Source organism: Kitasatospora sp. NPDC058492, from assembly GCF_042720685.1.
GTDB lineage: Bacteria > Actinomycetota > Actinomycetes > Streptomycetales > Streptomycetaceae > Kitasatospora.
The window spans coordinates 16864-35118 of the sequence record NZ_JBHXMU010000020.1 but is presented as its reverse complement, the minus strand read 5'-3'; the positions used below and the strand labels follow the sequence as shown (position 1 = coordinate 35118).

The 18255-nt window shown below is 68.7% G+C and carries 21 protein-coding genes and 1 pseudogene; 9 read left to right on the top strand and 13 right to left on the bottom strand.

Annotated elements, in window-relative coordinates; translation table 11 throughout:
- The first annotated feature begins 163 nt into the window (after positions 1 to 163).
- From ACFWPI_RS15665 to ACFWPI_RS15655, 3 genes are all read left to right on the top strand, one after another.
- Complete coding sequence (locus tag ACFWPI_RS15665; protein ID WP_380375092.1) at positions 164 to 301, top strand: hypothetical protein; 138 nt, start codon at positions 164 to 166, stop codon at positions 299 to 301.
- A gap of 129 nt (positions 302 to 430) precedes the next feature.
- Complete coding sequence (locus ACFWPI_RS15660) at positions 431 to 769, top strand: PRC-barrel domain-containing protein (protein WP_380375132.1); 339 nt, start codon at positions 431 to 433, stop codon at positions 767 to 769.
- A gap of 406 nt (positions 770 to 1175) precedes the next feature.
- Entirely contained in the window at positions 1176 to 3452 is a 2277-nt protein-coding gene (locus tag ACFWPI_RS15655) for a catalase (RefSeq protein WP_380375094.1), read from the top strand.
- Between the two features lie 433 nt (positions 3453 to 3885).
- Here the strand turns inward: ACFWPI_RS15655 and ACFWPI_RS15650 are convergent, their stop codons facing one another.
- From ACFWPI_RS15650 to ACFWPI_RS15640, 3 genes and pseudogenes are all read right to left on the bottom strand, one after another.
- Entirely contained in the window at positions 3886 to 4884 is a 999-nt protein-coding gene (locus ACFWPI_RS15650; protein WP_380375134.1) for an acyl-CoA desaturase, read from the bottom strand.
- Between the two features lie 329 nt (positions 4885 to 5213).
- A complete protein-coding gene (locus ACFWPI_RS15645) occupies positions 5214 to 5387 on the bottom strand; it encodes a CsbD family protein (protein ID WP_371520454.1) in 174 nt (57 codons plus the stop codon).
- 281 nt (positions 5388 to 5668) lie between these two features.
- Positions 5669 to 5849 (bottom strand): annotated as a pseudogene (locus tag ACFWPI_RS15640) (hypothetical protein).
- A gap of 333 nt (positions 5850 to 6182) precedes the next feature.
- On the opposite strand from ACFWPI_RS15640, the gene ACFWPI_RS15635 reads away from it, so the two are divergent.
- From ACFWPI_RS15635 to ACFWPI_RS15625, 3 genes are all read left to right on the top strand, one after another.
- Positions 6183 to 6344 (top strand): YqaE/Pmp3 family membrane protein, encoded by a 162-nt coding sequence (locus tag ACFWPI_RS15635; protein ID WP_380375096.1) that lies wholly within the window; start codon positions 6183 to 6185, stop codon positions 6342 to 6344.
- 40 nt (positions 6345 to 6384) lie between these two features.
- Positions 6385 to 7416, top strand: coding sequence for a YihY/virulence factor BrkB family protein (locus ACFWPI_RS15630; RefSeq protein WP_380375097.1), 1032 nt, complete (start codon positions 6385 to 6387; stop codon positions 7414 to 7416).
- Between the two features lie 199 nt (positions 7417 to 7615).
- Positions 7616 to 7879 carry a hypothetical protein gene (locus tag ACFWPI_RS15625; protein WP_380375098.1) on the top strand — a complete coding sequence of 88 codons (264 nt, stop codon included), beginning with the start codon at positions 7616 to 7618 and terminating at the stop codon, positions 7877 to 7879.
- Positions 7880 to 8038: 159 nt separating this feature from the next.
- On the opposite strand, the gene ACFWPI_RS15620 is transcribed toward ACFWPI_RS15625, so the two are convergent.
- Positions 8039 to 8293, bottom strand: a complete 255-nt coding sequence (locus ACFWPI_RS15620; protein ID WP_380375100.1) for a DUF6296 family protein — start codon at positions 8291 to 8293, stop codon at positions 8039 to 8041.
- Positions 8294 to 8532: 239 nt separating this feature from the next.
- On the opposite strand from ACFWPI_RS15620, the gene ACFWPI_RS15615 reads away from it, so the two are divergent.
- The gene (locus ACFWPI_RS15615; protein WP_380375101.1) at positions 8533 to 8877 is read left to right on the top strand and encodes a hypothetical protein; all 345 of its coding nucleotides are present in this window, start codon (positions 8533 to 8535) and stop codon (positions 8875 to 8877) included.
- 819 nt (positions 8878 to 9696) lie between these two features.
- On the opposite strand, the gene ACFWPI_RS15610 is transcribed toward ACFWPI_RS15615, so the two are convergent.
- The 7 genes from ACFWPI_RS15610 to ACFWPI_RS15580 form a co-directional block, all read right to left on the bottom strand.
- Complete coding sequence (locus ACFWPI_RS15610; RefSeq protein WP_380375103.1) at positions 9697 to 9861, bottom strand: hypothetical protein; 165 nt, start codon at positions 9859 to 9861, stop codon at positions 9697 to 9699.
- A 967-nt stretch (positions 9862 to 10828) separates the two neighbouring features.
- The gene (locus ACFWPI_RS15605; RefSeq protein WP_380375105.1) at positions 10829 to 11185 is read right to left on the bottom strand and encodes a PRC-barrel domain-containing protein; all 357 of its coding nucleotides are present in this window, start codon (positions 11183 to 11185) and stop codon (positions 10829 to 10831) included.
- A 167-nt stretch (positions 11186 to 11352) separates the two neighbouring features.
- On the bottom strand, positions 11353 to 11862 hold the full coding sequence (locus ACFWPI_RS15600; protein WP_380375106.1) for a hypothetical protein: 510 nt from the start codon (positions 11860 to 11862) through the stop codon (positions 11353 to 11355).
- A gap of 74 nt (positions 11863 to 11936) precedes the next feature.
- On the bottom strand, positions 11937 to 12494 hold the full coding sequence (locus tag ACFWPI_RS15595) for a hypothetical protein (RefSeq protein WP_380375108.1): 558 nt from the start codon (positions 12492 to 12494) through the stop codon (positions 11937 to 11939).
- Positions 12495 to 12757: 263 nt separating this feature from the next.
- On the bottom strand, positions 12758 to 12943 hold the full coding sequence (locus ACFWPI_RS15590) for a hypothetical protein (RefSeq protein ID WP_380375109.1): 186 nt from the start codon (positions 12941 to 12943) through the stop codon (positions 12758 to 12760).
- Between the two features lie 239 nt (positions 12944 to 13182).
- Positions 13183 to 13338: a DUF6131 family protein gene (locus ACFWPI_RS15585; RefSeq protein WP_371520432.1), complete on the bottom strand. Its 156-nt coding sequence runs from the start codon at positions 13336 to 13338 to the stop codon at positions 13183 to 13185.
- A 1235-nt stretch (positions 13339 to 14573) separates the two neighbouring features.
- Positions 14574 to 15185: a site-specific integrase gene (locus tag ACFWPI_RS15580; protein WP_380375111.1), complete on the bottom strand. Its 612-nt coding sequence runs from the start codon at positions 15183 to 15185 to the stop codon at positions 14574 to 14576.
- A gap of 44 nt (positions 15186 to 15229) precedes the next feature.
- On the opposite strand from ACFWPI_RS15580, the gene ACFWPI_RS15575 reads away from it, so the two are divergent.
- Complete coding sequence (locus tag ACFWPI_RS15575) at positions 15230 to 15382, top strand: hypothetical protein (protein WP_244293752.1); 153 nt, start codon at positions 15230 to 15232, stop codon at positions 15380 to 15382.
- A 204-nt stretch (positions 15383 to 15586) separates the two neighbouring features.
- On the opposite strand, the gene ACFWPI_RS15570 is transcribed toward ACFWPI_RS15575, so the two are convergent.
- Both ACFWPI_RS15570 and ACFWPI_RS15565 read right to left on the bottom strand, forming a co-directional pair.
- Positions 15587 to 16780 carry an HNH endonuclease gene (locus ACFWPI_RS15570; RefSeq protein WP_380375113.1) on the bottom strand — a complete coding sequence of 398 codons (1194 nt, stop codon included), beginning with the start codon at positions 16778 to 16780 and terminating at the stop codon, positions 15587 to 15589.
- A 318-nt stretch (positions 16781 to 17098) separates the two neighbouring features.
- Entirely contained in the window at positions 17099 to 17476 is a 378-nt protein-coding gene (locus ACFWPI_RS15565) for a hypothetical protein (RefSeq protein WP_380375115.1), read from the bottom strand.
- A 349-nt stretch (positions 17477 to 17825) separates the two neighbouring features.
- On the opposite strand from ACFWPI_RS15565, the gene ACFWPI_RS15560 reads away from it, so the two are divergent.
- Complete coding sequence (locus tag ACFWPI_RS15560) at positions 17826 to 18056, top strand: hypothetical protein (RefSeq protein WP_063347429.1); 231 nt, start codon at positions 17826 to 17828, stop codon at positions 18054 to 18056.
- Positions 18057 to 18255 lie beyond the last annotated feature (199 nt).

The window sequence follows — 18255 nt, the reverse complement described above, 5'->3', positions numbered from 1 at the left end:
AGCGGTAGCCGGGTGTGCGGTGCCGCGTGGTCGGCGGTGCCTTGGCGCGCGATGATCGCGTTGACGTTTCCCCGGGTGAGGAGCTGACGTTCCATGGTGGAGCGCATGCGGTGCCTGGACCGCACCGAGGTCGCGTTCGTCCTGCCCGCGGGCTGCCCGGCCGGTGAGGTCGGAGTGGTCGGCGACGTCAACAGCCGGCAGCCCGGCGCCCACCCCGCTGGCCGAGCGCGCCGACGGCGACCGTGTCGTAGTGGTCATCCTGCTGGTCGGCCGGCGCGACGGCTTCCGTCAACTCGCCTAGGGCGAGCACTGGCGCGACGAGGCAGGCGCGGACGGTCATGACGGCCGCAACGGCTCCCGGGTGCCTGACTGCCCGGTGCAACGTAGATCCCCGCACCCTATCCAGAGAAGAGGAATCTCCGTGACCGACATGTGGAGCTACAACCCCGAGTCGCACTACACGCCCGGCGTGAGCCTGGTCGGCTTCAAGGTCGAGGCGACTGACGGCCATATCGGCAAGGTCGACGAGGCCACCGAGGAGGTCGGCTCCGCCTACATCGTGGTCGACACCGGCCCGTGGATCTTCGGCAAGCACGTCCTGCTGCCCGCCGGAACCGTTGTGCGCGTAGACATGAAGGAAAAGAAGGTCAACGTCAACCGGACCAAGGAGCAGATCAAGAACGCACCCGAGTACGACCAGGACAAGCACCGCGGCGACAGCGGCTACCGCGACCAGGTCGGCCGGTACTACGGCGGCCACCACAGCTGATCCGCCCCCGGCTGATACCCCCGGCTGCGGCTCCCGACGTGCGCGGGAGCCGCAGGTCCGTGGGAGTGGCAGCTGGCCAGGACCCGCCGGGTGCGGGCCTCGCCCGTGCTGCAGGATGTTGCCGGGGGATTCGAGGCGGTGGCTGGCGGCTCCGGCGCGGACGTGGCACCTTCACAGCACCGTGCTGCTTCTTCTGGAACATCTCGTACGCTGTCGGCGCGTCGCTGAGCGGGAGATGGTGGGTGGCGAAGGTGCCGAAGCCGGACCGTACTTCGCCGGGGCCGGGTGTGTCGTGCCGGGCAGGGCGCCGCCCGTCGGGATAGTCGTTCGTACAGCACCAGTACGCCTGTGGGCGCCGGTCCGGCCGATCGGGCCCTGCGGGCTCGACGCCAACGCCGGAGGACAGATGGACGACAGGACGGGCCCCGTGAAGAAGATCGTCGACGCCGTCGCAGAGACCGTGCACGACGACAGACAGCCGTCGGGCAGAGTGCCCGGTGCGCCCGGCAGCAGACCGCCGCAGGTGGCGGAGCCCACCGAGCCGAGGGCTCCGCTGCCCCCGAAGCCGGACCAGCAGGCGCCCCTGCCGCTGTCGCCCACCGGCCGTGACACCGGCGCGCCCGCGGACGTGCGGTCGCAGAGCGGCGGATACCTGACCACCGCACAGGGCGCGCGGCTCCCGGACTCGGATCACTCGCTGAAGGCCGGTCCGCGCGGACCGGTCCTGCTCCAGGACCACCACCTGCGCGAGAAGATCACCCACTTCGACCACGAGCGGATCCCGGAGCGGGTCGTGCATGCCCGCGGCGCCGCGGCTCACGGCGTGTTCCGCGGCTACGGCACCTCCGGCGGCGTCTGCAAGGCCGCATTCCTCCAAGAGGGCGTGCAGACACCGGTGTTCGTCCGTTTCTCCACCGTGCTGGGCTCGCGCGGCTCGGCCGACACCGTCCGCGACACCCGGGGCTTCGCGACGAAGTTCTACACCTCCGAGGGCGTCTTCGACCTGGTCGGCAACAACATCCCGGTGTTCTTCATCCAGGACGCCATCAAGTTCCCCGACGTGATCCACGCCGGCAAGCCGCACCCGGACCGGGAGATCCCGCAGGCACAGAGCGCCCACGACACGTTCTGGGACTTCGTCTCGCTGCACACCGAGGCCACGCACCACACCATCTGGAACATGTCCGACCGGGCCATCCCGCGCTCCTTCCGGATGATGGAGGGCTTCGGTATCCACACCTTCCGCCTGGTCAACGGCGAGGGCGCAGCGACGCTGGTGAAGTTCCACTGGAAGCCGAAGGCGGGCGTGCACTCCCTGGTGTGGGAGGAGGCGCAGCTGATCGGCGGCATGGACCCGGACTTCCACCGGCGCGACCTGGCCGACGCCATCGAGGCCGGGAACTTCCCGCAGTGGGAACTCGGCATCCAGGCCTTCCCCGACACCCCCGAGCAGATGTTCCAGGGGATCGACCTGCTCGACCCCACCAAGATCGTCCCGGAGGAACTCGCCCCGGTGCAGCCGATCGGGCTGCTGACGCTGAACGCCAACCCGGTCAACTACTTCGCGGAGACCGAGCAGGTCGCCTTCCACCCCGGCCACCTCGTCCCGGGCATCGACATCACCGACGACCCGCTGCTGGCCGGGCGGCTCTTCTCCTACCTCGACACCCAGATCACGCGCCTGGGCGGTCCGAACTTCGCCCAGATCCCGATCAACCGCACCCACGCCCCCGTCAACGACATGCTGCGCGACGGCTTCCACCAGGACGCCGTCCACGGCGGCGTCGCCCCGTACAAGCCGAACTCGCTGGACGGCGGCTGCCCGTTCTTCGCCGGCCCGGACGACCACGCGTTCGTCGAGTTCCCCACCCCCGTCGCGGCCTCGGCCAAGGTCCGCGCGGCGCCCGCCTCGTTCGCCGACCACTTCAGCCAGCCCCGCCTGTTCTGGCTCAGCCTGAGCCCGGTGGAGCGCGAACACGTCATCGCCGCCTACACCTTCGAACTCTCCAAGGTGTACGAACAGGCGATCAAGGAACGGGTCCTGACCGTCCTGGCGCAGATCGACGACACGCTCTGCCAGGAGGTCGCCGCCGGGCTGGGCCTGCCCGCCCCCCAGGCCACCACCACGGGCCGCGCCGACATCGCCCCCAGCCCCGCCCTGTCCCAGCTCGGGCAGCGGTGGCCGGCCACCGGCCGCGTCCTCGGCATCGTCGCCGACCCCGGCAGCGACGTCGGCGCGGTGCGCGGGATCCGTGAAGCCGCCCTGAGCGCGGGACTGCTGCCGCTGGTCATCGCGCCCACCGGAGCGCCGCTGTCCGACGACCTCGCCGTGCAGCGGACCTTCGCCGCCGCCCGGTCCGTCGAGTTCGACGCCCTCCTGGTGGCTGCCGTTCCCGCGCCGGGCGCCGACGACCGCGGGGTCCGGGACGCCAAGTCCGGTGCCGTCGCAGCCAATCGGCCCGCGCTGGACTCCCGAGTCGCCTTGCTGGTCAACGAGGCCTACCGGCACGCCAAGCCGATCGCCGGCCTGGCGGACGCCCGCGCCCTGTGGGCGGCGGCAGGAGTCGACCCGCAGGCACCCGGTGTGTTCAGCGAAACCGACGGCGCCGACGCCGTTGCGGCACTGGCGGAGCAACTCGGGACACACAGGGTCTGGGAACGCTTCCCGGCCACGGCACGCTGATCCCGTCCTCACCCGTTTGTCTGCCGGAGTGACCGCTCCGGCAGACCGGCGTGTAAGCGCTGAGGGCCTGTGCGTCCAGGTCGCAGCTGTGCACGCCCCCGATCCTCGCCCCGATCACCCGTGCTCTCCACGTTGTTTCCCGGGCACGTCTCGGTCTTCTTCAGCGGCCCACGGCCGGGCCCGGGCTTGGGGGTGTAGGCGTCAGGGGGCGTATCAGCCGTGGGCCTCGTTCTTCGAGATGCCTGCGCGCCGGTCCTGCTCAGCTACACGAGCTCGATGTGGCCGTCCGGGGGATCTGTGCGAGTTCACCCGCGCGTCCTGCGGATCCGTCGTAGGTGGCCGGGGTGGTGCGGTGGCCTGCGTCGTGACCTGGCGACCCGGCCCCCGTGGTGACCATCCCGCGGTACGTGTCCGCAAAGGGGGCCTGTACGGCTCAGTGTCGCCGGGTGTGCAGGCGGGAGGCGACGGGCCAGTGCACGTCGGTGATCCAGCCGGCGCGTTCCAGCAGGCGGATGGCGGCGGCGGAGGGGTCGAGCTGACGGCGGTCGACGCCGTGGCGCGCGCAGGTGGGATGCGCGTGGTGCGTGTTGTGCCAGCTCTCTCCGAAAGACAGCAGGGCGAGGGGCCACAGGTTGGTCGCGCGGTCGTAGCGACGGGTGCGGAACGGCCGGTTCCCGATCATGTGGCACAGGGAGTTGACGCTCCACGTCACGTGCTGGAGGAGAGCGACGCGCACCAGCCCGCCCCACAGCAGGGCGGTCAGCGCGTCGTGCAGGGTCGCGCCGATCAGCCAGCCCGCGCCGAAGGGCAGCGCGAGCGAGACTGCGCAGAGCGCGGGGAAAGCGCGCGAGACGGCGCGCATGCGCCGGTCCGCAAGCAGGTCGGGGGCGTAGCGCTCGGCTGCGGTGACCGTGCCGGCGAACAGCCAGCCCACGTGGGCGTGGGCCAGGCCGCGGAGCTGGCCGCGCAGGCCGGTGCCGTAGCGAAACGGCGAGTGCGGGTCCCCGGGGCGGTCGGTGAACGCGTGGTGGCGGCGGTGGGTGGCCACCCACGCGATCACATCCCCTTGGAAGCTCATCGACCCCGCCACCGCCAGCGCCACACCCACGCCGGGACGGGGGGTGAAACCACGATGGGCCAGGCCACGGTGGAAGCCCACCGTCACGCCCAGTCCGGTGACGACGTACAGGATCAAGGCGAGCGTCACGTCCGCCGGTCCGATCAGGCGTCCCCACAGCACCCATCCCGCGAGGGCCAGCGCCAGAAACGGGAACGCCACGATCACCGCGACCGGCGCCAACTGCCACCACCTCGGCGCCCCCGGCCCGACTGCCTGCTCATCCCGGGGGAAGGGTGACGTTCCGTCGTAGTCGCAGGGGCCCTGAGCCGCCGGCGGCCCTGGAGAGGCCCCGGGCTGCTTCGAAGTGGCCATCGCGGACTCCTTCGCCGTCTCGTCCACGCACGGCCAGCGCACAGGCCGAACTCCGGGGAACACGCCTGTTGTCCACGGTAGGCGGCATGCCGCCCGGAGCGGCGCCCGCCGAACGCCCTCGTACGCGAGGTCCACCCGTTTGCCCTCGAAGTGATTGCGTCCTGGCCGTCATCGGACTGGTCCGGAGCTGCTGGGTCCGTGGGTCACGTGGTCGGCGGCGGCGCTCGGCGCGGGGTTGGAGGCATGCCGCACCCCGGCGCAGGCGCCACCCTCCTGGTGGGGACCTCAGCAGGTCACGGGCTTGCGGATGGTCTCCCGGTGTCGTGTGGTCAGTGTTTGAAAGCGTCCTTGATCTTCGCCCCGGCCTGCTTGGTGTTGCCCTTGACCTGGTCGCCCCTGCCCTCGGCCTGGAGTCGGTGACTGCCGGTGACGCGACCGACCTTCTTCTTGACTCCGCCCTTGACCGCTTCTGCCTTGTGCGCGATCTTCTTGGTGATGCTCATGGCGAGCCGCTTTTCGTGAGTCGAACTGCCGGGCGGGGCCGGACGGCAGTCTGCGCGGGATGGTGGGGGCTTGCCGGTGGGTGGCCCGGTGCCCGAACAGGTGGAGCCTTGCGTGGTGGCCGTCGACCGCCTGCCGACGGCGGTCATCGTGGGGTGGGCTGTTCTTCCGAGCGATGCGGCGTGAACCGCCCAGGAGGAGGATCAGCCCGAACAGGGCAGTCGCGCCGACGATCCCCTGCGCGGGCGCGCTGTCACCGGACCACCGCGTACGCGCCGGACGCCTACCAGTAGTGCCGCCGTCCGCCGACCGCGTGGCCCACCGACCCCAGGAGCAAAAGGATCAGTCCGATAACGGCCACGATGATTCAGTCCGATAACGGCCACGATGATTCCGATGGTCCACAGGATGGCGATCTTGGCGACGAACCCGACGACGAGCAGAATCACTCCGAGAACAATCATGGCGACCTCCAGCCTTGCAAGGCCCCTCCAAGCGGTCTGATTCCCGCTGGTCACGCAGTCAAACGAGTCACGATCGGGCCCCCGGGAACCGCACCCTCCGGGCAGGCCGCCCGCTCCCGTACGGAAGCGGGCGGTGTCCCACAGCGCTTCGAGGAGATGACGCCGGACCGAGCAGGAGTCGAGCGTCCGGCCGGGCGGCCCGCCAGTCCGGGGCCGCCTACGCGTACCCGCCGGTCGAGTTCGGCCGACTGCCCGCCGGGCGGCCGACGGTGAGACCATGAAGAGGCGGGTCACCGTGCCTCGGCCACCGCGCCTCCGGAACGAGGGATGATCATGGGCAAGGTCCTTCTGGTGCTGTTGTGCCTGGTCCTGCCCTTCCTGGCAGTGCTGATCAAGGACGGGCCGAGCATGAAGGTGCTCTGGGCCTTCCTCCTCCAGCTCTGCGGCCACGTGCCCGGAGTCATCTACGGCATCTACCAGGTGCTCAAGGACTGAGACCCCCGGAACAGACACCCCACACGCCGGGTTGGCACCCATGTCACGACACGAGAACGAACACCGGCATACCGGCACGGGCGACGGGGCCGGGCCCGCCACCGGCGGCGCCGGTCCCACCGAGAGCCCGACCGACCTGTCCAGGAGATCCTGGTGGGGCGTCCTGAAACGCACCACCAAGCAGTTCAAGGCCGACAGCCTCAGCGACGCGGCGGCCGCGCTCACCTACTACGGCCTGCTGGCGATCTTCCCCGCTCTCCTCGCGCTGGTGTCGATCCTGGGACTGGCCGGCAGCTCCGCCACCACGCCGCTGCTCGACCGCCTCCGCGACCTCGGCCCCGGCTCCGTCCGCCAGATCCTCACCACCGTGGTGCAGCAACTCCAGGCGGACCAGAGCCGGGCGGGCATCGCGCTGACCATCGGGATCGTCCTGGCCCTGTGGTCCGCCTCCGGCTACACCGCCGCGTTCATGCGCGCCGCCAACCGCGTCCACGGCACCGACGAGGACCGACCGCTCTGGAAGACCCTGCCCACCCGTCTCGCCCTGACCGTCGTCATCATCGTGCTCCTCGCCCTGACCGCCACCGGTGTCGTCTTCACCGGCGCACTGGCCACCAGGACGGGGAAGATCCTCGGAGTCAGCGAGAACGCCGTACAGGTATGGGGCATCGCCAAATGGCCCGTCCTCGTCATCATCGTCATCGCGATGGTCACCCTGCTCTACTGGGCCGCCCCCAGCACCGAACGACCCAAGCTGCGCTGGATCCTCCCCGGAAGCCTGGTCGCCGTCGTGCTCTGGGTCCTCGCATCCGGCGCGTTCGCCCTCTACGTCGCCAACTTCAGCAGCCTCAACAGCACCTACGGCAGCATCGGCGCCGTGATCCTCTTCCTCCTCTGGCTCTGGGTCTCCAACGTCGCGATCCTGCTGGGCCTGGAGTTCAACGTCGAACTGGAACGCGGACGAGCCACCGAAGCCAGCCACCCACCCGAGGACGGGCCCCATCCCGTACCCCGCGACACCCGCACACCACCACCCGGCACCCCACAGGACCAGGACAGGCCCGGTCACTGACGCCTGTGCCTGCTCACCGCTTCGGCTGTCGCCACGTGAGGCGGCACGCCGGCCGCAGGGCGGCCCGTGGCCCATCGGCGTGCCCGGGCCCGACGCTTGCACAGGCACCCGGCTGGGCGAAGCGCACAGACTGTGCCCGGTCAGCGGAACAGCCCTTCACCGGGTGGCGTTCCGGGCGCCGGGCGGCGAACATCAGGCTATGTCAGAGCGCGAACTCCCCTTGAGCAACGACGCCTTCTACCTGGACGCCACGGCCCGGATGTTCGGGTGGGACGTGAGACGAGGGGCGGACGAGGCGCTGGTGCTGTCGCTGTCCGAGTGGACGGTACGGGCGCTGCTCTGGCGCGGAGTGTTCCGCTACGCACGGGCCACCGGCCCCGGCACCTCGGACGTGGAGCTGCCCCTACGGGAGGTGCTCGACATGCTGGAGGAGCACGGCAGCCCGAAACCACCGACACCGTAGCCCGCCCTGGAAACGAGCCCTGAGGGGCGAATCAGGGCAGCGGCTCGGCGTGCAGCACTGCTCCTGCCCGCTCCCACCTGCTGGGCAGCCCCTGCCAGCCAGAGGCTGGGCCAGGCGTCCCAGCTAGTGCCGCATTGGCTGCGGCCCCGCGCACGCGGCTCAGGCCAGAGCAGCGGCGTGCAACAGACCATTGGCCCCTGGCCCGCTGGTCAGGAGCCGGGCGCAGCCGTGTTCGTTGATCTCGACGCGTAGGCGGCCAGTCTCGTCGGTGTAGATCTCATGTCCGCCGGGCCCCCTTGTGTGGGTGGCGGTGACGATCACCTGGCGCTGTGGTGCGTGGGTGCCGGTGGTGCCGGGGAATGTGAGCAGATACCGGGGGGCTGGTGTCATGACGGTGTTCTCGTTCCTGCGCATGTGCCATCGTGGACTGCCCCTCGCGATGGCGGGGACGATCGCGGTCGTACCGGGCGGCGGATGCATCCGAAGGCAGCAGTGTCTGCTACCCCAGTGTGCGTCGTGGGCGCAGCATGCCGATCGCTGCGGTGGCCCTGGCAGGGCTTTCGGTGGCGTGCCCCGGTGACTGCGGTGGCTGCCGGGCGCGTCTCCGGTTTCTCCCGGCGGCGGTCAGTGAGGCGTGGGCGTAGCGTTTTGGCATGACCAGCGACGAGACGATGATCCCCGCTATCGGGGTCCGCGGGCTGGAGCAGGTGTTCGAGGCGATCGTTGTGGCTGGCGGCCGTCCCCGGCCGTGGAGCGGCTTCGAGCACGGCGTGCTCGAAGCCTATCGATGGGCAGCTGGCGCCCAGACCGAGGCACCGGTTACCGCCACTGCCCCGCTTGGTGCCGCCGGCCCCTGTCGCGCGCAACTGCTCGCCGAATGCCAGGCCGCCGCCGTATGCGTTCGCGACACCGGCCGGCATGGCGCCGACGCTGGCTACGCCCTGGGTGCTTACCGGGCACTCGCCTGGATTTGCGGCCACCACGACGACCGCCCCTGACATCCTCCGGCACAGGTACCGCGCGTGCTGGTCGATGATGTCCACCAGCACGGCGGCGAGGCGGCTGGCAGCCGACGTACTGGTGCGGCCCGCTGGCTGGGGATCCAGTGCTGCACCGCGCCCGGGCGATGCCGAGTCAGCTCCTTGCGGCTCCCGGGGTCGACACGGCGCAGGCGCGCGGCGTGCCGATCTATCGCACGCCGGCCGCCGTCTGATGCTCGATCGGGCGCGCCGTACCGGGTGAGCGCGACCCAGCGTGGGACGCGTTGATCCGCTGGCCCCGGCGCGCCGCTGGGGCCCTCTGATGGCATGCCGGATGCCGTGGCGGGGCGCTGGCCGGCGGGCGCCGACGGTACCCAGCTGTCCGACAGTGCGGCACCGTCTCCGTCCTGCGACGGTGCCTTGCGGTGGGGAGGCCGACCCCCCGTTCGGCCGCACACTCGCCGATGGCGGCATCGTTTGTGGCGTGGTACGCCCGCTCCGGCCATCGCGCGGGCATGCTGGCGCGATGACGCCCACCAGACGCAGCCGCCGTCGCACCCGCGCGCGCCGGCTCAACGTCCCTGGAACAGATCGGTCTGTGCCCGGCAGCGCCCGATCCGGCACTTCCTGCGGCTTCCCAGCCGACGGTCTCCGGGCCACGCGTCGCCGGATGCTGCACCTCCATCGTGACAAGGCAGGTCATGCAGGGCGGCACCGTGGTCGTCACGCGCCACCACTCCGTCGGCTGTGGGGTGTGGTCGGCCTGCTGACCGGTTGTGGCCGTCAGTGGCCGGTACCTCACCCGCCGGGGCCGGAGAGGCCCGGCTTCCGGGTGGGTCACCGCAGGGCGCGCCGACTGCGCGCCGAGCGTACGGCGAGGAAGACCACATCGGCGACGAAGAGGAGAATGCCGATGGCGAGTAGGTACAGCAGGCCGTGGACGACGACGCCGACGATGCCCAGCACGATCGCCACGATGACGACTAGGAGGAACAGAGCCATCACATACCTCCCTGCGGCCCAGGTGGGCCCGGGTCGATTGCCGGTGCACTTCCAGTCTGCGCCCCCGCCCGGCAACGAGCGCGCACAGGTGGCGCCGTGACCCTGGCGGCGGCCACAGGCACGTCACGCTCCGCCGCCGCGCCGGTCCACCGTGTTGTCCTCACCCGGATTTCAACACGTCTCCCCGCCCCGTGGGGATCTGTGCTGGTCAGATGGGATGAAACGGCCGAGTGGCTCGTTGCCCGCCCCGCCCCGGGCAGCGTTGACGGGGACGTGACCACCTCAACCACCGCCCCGATACTGCCCGGCGCCCTCCCGACGCCGGCCGGTCCTTCCACGCACGACCAGGGCGCGGACACCGCGCCCTGCCCCATAGCCGTCCACTCCCGCACCACTTCAGCGCCGCCCGCTGTGGGCGCCCCTCGCCTCGGCGGCCGCCGATGGCTACACCGGCCTCGCGCTGGACACCTCCCGCGTCACCTTCGCCGGCTCCGGCTTCCTCGCCGTCCTGCGGTGGTTGGGCCCGCAGCGGACGCCGACTACGACCTACGGCCCGCTCCCGGGCCGTCCAACGGCTCCTGGACGATGCGGCCGCAGGACCGGCCGACGCCCTCACACGACACGAGGAGCCGACAGGCGATACCGGCGATGGCCCGGCCCGTCTGGCGGACGCGACATGTGATCAGAACAGTTTCGGAGGGTCACCGCTCTGCGTACACCAAGCGGCCATTCTTCCCGCAGTTGTCGCACTGGAAATGCATCGAGTTGTGAAGCTGGAGTGTCTCGCCGGTCTCTTCGTCGCGGATCCATGTCAGCTGCGGATCCTCCCAGTGGACCTTCGTGTGCTTGGCTTCCCCGCACAGTTTGGACACGGCCACCATCGCTCGGTCGCGTTCATGGCGGCCTCCTCTCCAGGACAACCAGCCGAGTATCCGGCAGAAGATCATGTAGGGCAGTGCCGGAGTGCTCAGCGGCGGGCGAGCTGGCGTTCACCGGATGCGCCGGTCCGGTAGGCCAGGCCGTAGTGGCGGAAGAGGGCCTCCTCGTCCTCGGCGGGCAGGACGTCGTCGGTGCCGATCGCGGGGCAGTCCCTCACCAGCGGCTTGCCGTAGACGACCTTGACGTAGCCCGGCCCTACGGTTGCCCCGTCGAGGGGGACGAAGACCAGGCGGTGGCGGGTGGGCAAGCCGATCTGGACGGTGGCCATGGCGGGCTCGTCCGTGCTGGTGTCCACGTAGATGGCCTCCAGGGTGCCGATCTTGTGCCCGTCCGGGTCAATGACGTCATGGGTACGCCACTCCCGGATGTCGCCTACCTGAATCACTATGACTCCCTTCACCAGGCCTGGCTCCGCGAGCAGCCGGCACTTCTCCTGCCCGCCGAGATCGGGACCGCTCCAGGCCCCGCCTGCCGTGCCAGGGCCTGGATCCCCTCGTCCGCGGTGGGCACCAGCGCAGGCGCCCGCAGGGCATGTGTCTTTTGCTGCGCTGCTCAGGTGCTGAGCAGGCGGTTGAAGAACGAGCGGTAGCGCCGGAGTGCGATGCGCAGTTCCTCGGTCGGCACCTCGTCGCCGCGGTGCCACTGGCCTTCGAGATCCTGCTTGTGTGCGGAGAAGGTGGTGGCGAGTGCCTGCATCGCTTCGGCGACCAGTGCGTCGGCCGCGTGTACGGCGTTGCGCGGGTCGTCAACGAACTCGCTCTGGATCTTCTGCCACCGGGAGCGGAACTCCTCCTGTTCCGCCCCCAGCAGGGGTTCGCTCTCCTCGGCCGCTTCCGGATCTTCGGCGGGCTCGGAGGCCTGGGCGTCGCCTTTCTCCCGGTCTTCGCCCGTGGACTCCTGTTCGCCGCCCTCTCGCTCGGTGGTGGTGGCTTCCCCGGGGAACGCCGGTGGCGAATCCGCCCAGGGGTCCTGGACCTGGTCGCCGGTGTCCTGTCGGGCGCCGGCCAGGTCCTGCGTGGACAGGCCGCCCTCGCTCGGTTCGGGTGTCTGTTGGCTGTGCATCTCTTCACTTCCGTCTCAGCGGTTCCGGTCGGCGGCGGATTCGGTCCGCCAGGTTCGAATCGTTGGCGCGGGGCTCAGGCACGGCTGCCCCGCGGCTGGTCGCCGTTGTGGAGCAGTTCCTCGAAAAGGGTGCGGTAGTGCACCATCGCGCCCCGCAGTTCCTCCGTGCTCGCCTGGTGGCGGCTGCTGCGGTCGTTGACCTCGTGGGCGGACCGGAAGTGCGTCAGCACGTTCCCGTGTTCGACGGAGAGGTCCTTGAGTTGCTGCTCGTACCCCTCGGTCGGGTACCCACGCTCGGTCATGAGCGTGGTGACGAGCCGGTCCGCCTCGTGGACCGCGTCGTCGGGCCGGTCGACGAACTGTTCCTGCGCCCGGTTCCAGTCCTGGGTGTACCGTTCCCGGGCGGCCGGCGGCAGCGGCTTGATATCCAGCGCGTCGTGGCGTTCCTCCCGCTCGTGCAGCTCGCGGTCGGCCGCCAGGCGGCCGACCCTGGCCTCCACGGCCCGGTCGTACTCCGGCCCGAATCGCTCCCGCAAGTGGCGGCGGCGTACGACCAGCCGTGCCACCAGCGCGCACACGATCAGCAGGACCACGACGGCACCGATGATCACGGCGAGGGTTCCTGTCGTCATTGGGTCCTCCGCTTGTAGCCCACGAACCCCACCCATTGGATCCCCTGAAGTGCGCTTGCCCTTGGCCGCCGCGTCAAAACGCGGACAATTCGGGCCAAACGCCCGTGGGGGCTGCCTCGAAGGGTCGACAATTGGTCGTCGCACGGCTGCCGGTGGCGTCCTGTGCGGCGATCTGGCCGTCCCCTCGGCGTCGTCTCTTCTCGGCGCCGTCCGTCCTTCGGCGAGGCGATCGGCGATCACGGTCGGCGGACTGCTTCCCTCCGTCAGCGGGGCAGGCACTGGCCTGAGCGTCGCCAGGCCGAGCGCACGGCGAGGAGCGCCCCGTCAGCGACGAGGAGAAGAACACCGATGGCGAGCAGGAACAACATCCCGTGGACGACGACACCGATGATGCCAAGAACGATGGACGCGATGAGTGCGAGCAGGAAGACGACTATGAACGGGAACACCTCCCTCGGCCAGTACGGATGCCCGGCAACGCGAGCTGCGACCCGCCGTGGGCGTCTGGTTGACAAGCCGGACTGCAACGCCATCGAATATTCGGATCCTGAACCCCGACCCTGGGGATGTGCTGTGCCCGGATATTCCTGGCCGAGAACATCGCGGGCCCATGCCGGCCCGACCGCGTGCCCAGTGGCGATCGCTCGAATTCGTGCAACACCATCGGTCTGGGGACTGGCCAGAGCGCCTACCAGTAGTGGCGCCGCCCGCCAACCGCGTGCCCCACCGATCCCAGGACAAACAGGATGGCTCCGATGACGGCCAGAATGATTCCGACGGTCCACAAGATTGTGATCTTGGTCAGGAAGCCGACGATGAGCAGGATGATTCCAAGGATGATCACGATGTACTCCGATCTCCGCAGAGCATTCCCTCCTCATCGTCCCCGCCTGCCACTTCCGGAGCAAACGCTAGCTGGGCTGACCTGAGGCCCGTCGAGTCGCTCGGCTTCCGAGAAGAGAGGGCGCAATTGCTGCTAGGTGAATGACGCGAAGGGCTAGTGGTCATAGGTGGTCGGCGAGCGCATGACCAGGCTGGCCAGTGTGATCGTTGTGCCCGATCTCGGTAGCCAGAGTGAGGACGTGCAGGACGTGGGTCATCGCCCTACAGGGGTGCGGCCCTGGTGATATTCGAGCCTGGGGCGGTGAGGCGGATCGGTCTCGGCGGCGTCGGAAACGCCGGCCCTGGGGTGAGCACGCCCGCGTTGGCCCGGCCGACAGGCCCGGGCTCGGAGAGAGGGCGTCGACGATGTCGTCCGACCGCAGCGAACCCGTCGGGCGGACGGCGGCCGATGGCTGAACCGGGGCCCGCAATCGGGCGGACAGGTTCCACAGGGCACCCCCTCGCCCTGGTCGGTTCGATCGGCGCCGGCGAAGCGCCGCTGTGAGGGCTCGCGGCCCTTGATTGGGCGGTCGGGACGATGTCGTCGACCGGGCGAGGTGTTGCTGGTCGAAGGGCTGGCTTCCCGGCACCCGGAAGCCCCGTCGCTCACAGTAGTGGGTGCGACGGGATCGGCGGACCACCCCAGTTGCTGACTATCCGTCATCGAATCTCGGATCCGGTGCACATCCGGTGCACAAGACGACGAGGACGGACGAGTACCAGCGAGAGATCAAGAGGAGTGTTTTCCCAGGTCAGATGCTATATCTGGTCGATTCTCACTGTCGGGCCATGCGAGCCGATTTAGAGGTCGTAGTACAGCTCGGACCTCTCCCGACTGCACCTCAGCCGGCGCGGGCGTCGATGTGGCTGCAATGCTGGGGACCATCCGGCTGGCACCTCGGCCTCTCGGCGGGGTGGCGGATGAAGGGATCCTTTGCCCACCACCCCCACCGCCTCGTGCGGCACCAGCGGAACGGATCTGGCACACATGAGGACGAGAAATGACGACCGCTAATGAGCATCACTGAGTGTTATTTTCGCAGGTCACCCTGGGCGTAATGGATGTTTCAGCATGTCAGAGACGTGCCCGGGGAAAACTTACAAAGCAGATGTCGGCGGTTCGAAACCGTCCGCGCCCACCAGCCCAAATGCCCCGGACCGATCATGATCCGGGGCATTTGACATCTCAGGCTGACATCAGTGGCGCCGCTTGAGCAGCCGGTCCATGTTGCCGAGGATCTCCATCACCACCCGCGGCGGTACCCCGCAGGCGACGAGCAGCGTCGCGCACCCGTGCCGGGTGTTGTGCAGCCGGATGGCCGGGACCTCGGCGGCCTTGGACACCCGGACGAATGAGCGGTACAGGTTGGTCGGCTGGTGCGGGTGGTGAAGACGTACCCGGTCGGCCGCGCGCCGGGCCTCGTCCTGCCGCATCCGGTGCCAGCGCAAGGCTGACGCGCAGATTCGGGGGAGCGGGACGGGCCGGCGCTTACTGCTCTTGGTGGTGTCCTCGTACAGCTTGCCGCCGACCCGCTGGAGCTGGCGGCGCACCCACAGAACGCGGTTCTCCAGATTCACCCACGACCAACGCAGACCGACGATCTCCCCGCGCCGCATGCCGAGCGCGATGGCCAGCACGAAGGGGGCGTAGAGCGGATCGGTGCGGGCGGCCGAGGGGAAAGTGAGCGTCTGGTCGAGCGTCCACGGCTTGATCTCACGGCTCGTCACCCGGGGCGGCGGGACGAGCGTCGAGACGTTCCGCGCGATCAGCTCGTCCCGCCACGCGGCGCTCAGCGCCGGGCGGAGCACCCGGCGCGACTCCTTCGCGGTGGCGGCGCTGCGTCGACGAAGGCGTGTGCGGGGCCGGTGGCCTCGGCGAGATCGGCCAGCAATCGGCTGACCACCCCGCGCTCGCCGACGGCGGCGAGGCGATCGCCGACCTGGCCCTCCTACTCGACCAGCCCGACGTCTTCGGCCCGGTCCCCTCTGCTCCGACCACCCGGTGATTGCTGGCCGACATCGACCCGCCGGCACTCGGTGCGCTGCCCGGGAGGTCGCCTGGCTGCAGGCCGACGAGACCGGCCATGGCATCCCGGCCCCGAAGGCGGGCGGACGTGAACTACCCAGACTGGTCCTGGACATCGACGCCACCCTCGTCACCTACAGACGTTCAAACGCGGCATGTTCGCTACGCCGGTGAAGTTCTTAGGTCACTCAAGAAACGCCTGGTGCCGGGAGCCTGCCACCACAAGGAGCTCTTTTCGGAGGCTGTGCCGGTTGGACCCGCGTGTCTTGAGTGCATGGCAGTTCGGACACAGCGCGATCATCGTCTCTGGAGTGTCTTGGCCGCCACGCCCGAGGTCATTGACGTGGTCGACCTCCAGTATGGGCAAGCCAGCGTCTGTGAGTTCTGACGGGTGCCCGAGACATGCGGGGTTTTCGCACTGACCGTCGCTGCGAAGGATTACGGCCTGCCGGGCGGCCGGTGAGCGAAGGTAGCGCTCGACCTGTGTGAGCTTCGACCGGCGGGATCGGCTAGCGGTGGTTCGATGGGCCGCCTCATTCAGCTTTCGGTACCTGTTACGGCTCTCGGTCGGGCTTTCTTCTCGATCCGGGGCCGCGGACACAGCGGGTACGTCAAGGGAATCGTCATGAAGCCACCCGTCATCCTCGTTGAGAGCGTCGACGACCTCCGCAGTCCACGTTTCACGCAGAGGCGACGGGACGGGGGCAAGAACCCACACGAACTCCCGGCGAGGTTCGCCATCCTGTCCGCGACCCCACCGCAGCCGCCGCTGGACGATCACCGCCCAGGTTTCAAAGGTCCAGTGTCCGCGGTGCGGCTTGTGCCAATAACGCAACGCCGTTTGCTGATCCTGATATTCAGCCATGGATCTATTTCCGCCAGCAAGCATTTGATCGCCCGACAAGCCGTCGCCGGTGTAGGCGATCCAGTCCATCCCAGGGATTCGCTGGTCCGCGTAGGGCCCCTTGTCGTCCGAGTAAACGGTGAGGACGCCATCAGCGAGCGGGGTGATACCGAGGACGCGGTTGCCGCCGTAGGCGTCTGCGATGACGTCTCGGTTCGAATGCGGCTCACCCGCGGTCGGGTGGAGAGACGAGTCGATGCGCCCTTCCATCAACTCCGTGAGTGAGAGAGCTTCCAACAGGCCGGCTGGTGCCGGCGTAAAGAAGCGAAGTAGCAACGTGGCGATGGCCCATGCAGCCAGCTCCGGATCCTCGACCAGTTGGTCGTAGTCCTCCTTAGACAGTCCGGCAAGGGGGTTTGCCGCGTCAAGGGCGGAAGTCTTGGGGCGGCGCCGGTCACTCGTTAGTGGGAGTTCGGCAGCTTCCGCCACCTGCCAAAGACCATTTCTTTGCAGTGCCCAGAAGGGGTACACCACGGCCCGTTCTCCGTCTGGCGCATCTGCGAACGCGGTTAGGAGCGGCGCAACGGCGGACTTCACTGCGGACCATGGTTGCTCACGGGGCTGCCCGTGCACAGCTTGGGAAATAGCCCACAGCAAGAGAATGGGCCGATGCAGAGCTTGACCAGTCCGCCTACGGGCAGGCTTCACCTTCCCGATCCGCTTGATCAAGTCCAACCTGCTGGTTCTCATTGACACCTCTCACCCAGATCTTGAAGCGGTGAAGCGGGTCTCTTCTGAGAGAAACCCGCTGGGTGGCACCGTTCCTTGGCTACATAGGCGCGGGCGGAGGGCTCAGACCTTCCTGCGCCGCGTGGCGGTCCTGCTATGCGACATGATCCGGTTAACACCGGGCACGACGACGATGGTCAGGGTCAGCACGAGGGTTGCCCACCAGGGCATCACGTCGTGACTCTCCCGAACCATGAGCAGCGCCCCTCCGGTCGGGATGACCGTGTAACCGATCATCTCGATCAGCTGACTGGCGCTGAGGGCAGGCACCTGCATCCGTCCGTGGATGTCCGGCGAGAGCTTGATCTCGACTGATGCTCCATCGCTGGGCATCTCGGCCGAAACGGGACGCTCCTGGCTCGTCCAGATCTTGACCTCAGCGCTCGCTGACGGAGCGATGCGGGTGGAGTCGCCGTACATCGCGGGATCGGTGTTTGTCACTGGGAGTCCTTCTTGGGATGCCTCAGCTAGAGATCGGCGATCTCCTGACAGGCTGCCGCATCCTCAATCGCAAGTCCCAGGCGGTAGCAGTCCGGGCTAGGGAGCCCCGGAGTGGTTGACGCCTAGAACTGGATGGACCGTCGTGGCCATCGGATTCCTTTCGTGTCAGTGATCTAACGCGCCTCCCCGCCGGCCGTAGTCGGCGGGGAGGCAGCGCTCACACTGTAACCAAAGACACCGACAGTGCACCAATCTGGTGTTGATCTGGTTCACCATCGATGCTTCATGAGATGCTGGAGCACGTTAGGCGCGTCAGGCGTGCACACTCAGTAACAGAGAGGCTGTAACAGTGACCGACTCAAAGAGTGCAGGGGCGCCGAGTGAGCGGTTCAGCATCACGTTGATTGGTGCAGCCGTTCGAGCGCTGGCTGACCTCACCTTGGCTACTGGACTTTCCAAGACCGATGCGATCAACCGGTCGGTCCAGGTCTACGGCTTCCTCGCCCAGCAGATGGCTGAGGGTAAGGAGTTGCTCCTTCGGGACAAGGATGGAGTCCTTGAGCGGGTCCACATCGTCTAGTGGGGCCTCAGCGCGCCGCGGGTCCGCGCCGAGATCGAAGAACATCGAGAACACGTCACGCCGCAGTTTCTGCGACTGGAGCCTCCAGGGCGGCTGACTCCCGGGCCTTCGAGTGCCGGCGGTCGGAATCCTTCCCGTGGCTGTGATCTGCCTGGTGGTTCCGGCGTGAGATCGCCGGCTCGACACGCTGCGTGAACTC

What these genes read in the sequence shown, in the direction of transcription:
- ACFWPI_RS15615 (WP_380375101.1), top strand. Translation starts at nt 8,533, where the DNA reads ATGACCAGCGACGAGACGATGATCCCCGCTATCGGGGTCCGCGGGCTG.
- ACFWPI_RS15630 (WP_380375097.1), top strand. Translation starts at nt 6,385, where the DNA reads ATGTCACGACACGAGAACGAACACCGGCATACCGGCACGGGCGACGGG.
- ACFWPI_RS15600 (WP_380375106.1), bottom strand. Translation starts at nt 11,862, where the DNA reads ATGCACAGCCAACAGACACCCGAACCGAGCGAGGGCGGCCTGTCCACG.
- ACFWPI_RS15620 (WP_380375100.1), bottom strand. Translation starts at nt 8,293, where the DNA reads ATGCGCAGGAACGAGAACACCGTCATGACACCAGCCCCCCGGTATCTG.
- ACFWPI_RS15655 (WP_380375094.1), top strand. Translation starts at nt 1,176, where the DNA reads ATGGACGACAGGACGGGCCCCGTGAAGAAGATCGTCGACGCCGTCGCA.
- ACFWPI_RS15625 (WP_380375098.1), top strand. Translation starts at nt 7,616, where the DNA reads ATGTCAGAGCGCGAACTCCCCTTGAGCAACGACGCCTTCTACCTGGAC.
- ACFWPI_RS15595 (WP_380375108.1), bottom strand. Translation starts at nt 12,494, where the DNA reads ATGACGACAGGAACCCTCGCCGTGATCATCGGTGCCGTCGTGGTCCTG.
- ACFWPI_RS15635 (WP_380375096.1), top strand. Translation starts at nt 6,183, where the DNA reads ATGGGCAAGGTCCTTCTGGTGCTGTTGTGCCTGGTCCTGCCCTTCCTG.
- ACFWPI_RS15650 (WP_380375134.1), bottom strand. Translation starts at nt 4,884, where the DNA reads ATGGCCACTTCGAAGCAGCCCGGGGCCTCTCCAGGGCCGCCGGCGGCT.
- ACFWPI_RS15660 (WP_380375132.1), top strand. Translation starts at nt 431, where the DNA reads ATGTGGAGCTACAACCCCGAGTCGCACTACACGCCCGGCGTGAGCCTG.
- ACFWPI_RS15610 (WP_380375103.1), bottom strand. Translation starts at nt 9,861, where the DNA reads ATGGCTCTGTTCCTCCTAGTCGTCATCGTGGCGATCGTGCTGGGCATC.
- ACFWPI_RS15645 (WP_371520454.1), bottom strand. Translation starts at nt 5,387, where the DNA reads ATGAGCATCACCAAGAAGATCGCGCACAAGGCAGAAGCGGTCAAGGGC.